This is a genomic window from Citrobacter sp. HN-141 (assembly GCF_033341895.1).
In the GTDB taxonomy this organism is placed as follows: domain Bacteria; phylum Pseudomonadota; class Gammaproteobacteria; order Enterobacterales; family Enterobacteriaceae; genus Citrobacter.
The window spans coordinates 1-1200 of record NZ_JAWPBF010000052.1; the positions used below are offsets into that span (position 1 = coordinate 1).

General features: G+C 48.8%; 1 protein-coding gene. It reads left to right on the forward strand.

What is annotated here, in order from left to right; translation table 11 throughout:
• Positions 1 to 192: 192 nt before the first annotated feature.
• The gene (locus RYZ59_RS24515) at positions 193 to 1161 is read left to right on the forward strand and encodes a transposase (protein WP_318051107.1); all 969 of its coding nucleotides are present in this window, start codon (positions 193 to 195) and stop codon (positions 1159 to 1161) included.
• Positions 1162 to 1200: the final 39 nt, after the last annotated feature.

Sequence of the window (1200 nt, forward strand, 5' to 3'; positions counted from 1 at the left end):
ATCTCACTCCCCCTTGTATCTTGAAAAGTGGTTAAAATAACATCCGTGTGATTTGGCAAGGCTCATGCAGCACGAACTCCCCCTGGGGCTTAAAAAGCCCGCCGTGAAGCAATTGGCGCATGAGCTGAGCCACTCGTCTGAAACCCGAACAGTTGCCAGAACTTCAATTCGTATATGCAAGGATGGGTAATAATGAGTCAGCCAAATCAGATTTGTGTCGGTATTGATGTAGCAAAAGGAACTCTCGATATTTGCATGGGAGCCGGTAATACGTCCTTCACTGTAGTGAATGGCACCGATGGCTTTGAGCAGATTATTAATGCCCTTAAAGATGCCTCCGTCTCTTTGATTTTGATGGAGGCTACCGGGGGACTTGAAGCCGGAGTTGCCTATCATCTCCAGTCTGAGGGCTATGAAATAGCGGTAGTTAATCCCAGACAGGCCAGAGATTTTTGCCGGGCGATGGGATACCTGGCAAAGACCGACAGCATTGATGCCAAAGCTCTCGCACAGATGGCTGATGTCATTAATAACCACCCGGAGCGTGAACGTTTTATTCTTTCCCTGCCCGATAATGAACGTCAGGTTCTTACTGCCCTGGTGGTCCGTCGTCGCCAGCTGGTAACTATGCTGGTCTCTGAACGAAATCGCCTCTACACATCCCACCCAGCGGTGATGAAAAGCGTTGAGTGCGTTATTTGCGCCCTTAATGGAGAACTTGAACTCATCGATATTGAGATGAGGGAGCACGTTCGGAACCATTTCGTTGAGCTGTCGGAACTTCTCAACACCATCAAAGGCGTCGGTGACACAACAATTGCGAGCCTGCTTGCTGAGGTTCCTGAGCTTGGGACGCTTTCCAGAAGAGCAATATCCGCTCTTGTAGGCGTAGCCCCCATTAACAGGGACTCTGGAAAAATGCGAGGAAAACGGACGATTTTCGGTGGTAGAGCAAGCGTTCGCACTACTCTGTACATGGCAACACTGTCTGCCGTTCGCTATAACCAGGCGATTAAGACCTTTTATACGCGACTCGTTCAGGCTGGTAAGCCCAAAAAAGTGGCTCTTGTTGCCTCGATGAGAAAACTGCTTAGCATCATCAACGCCATGATCAAAAAAGGAGAAGGATGGGACAATTCTTTCCATAATTTGGCCTTTTAATTTGGTGGTGCTCAAGACAGTTGCTTCACGCCAATGCCA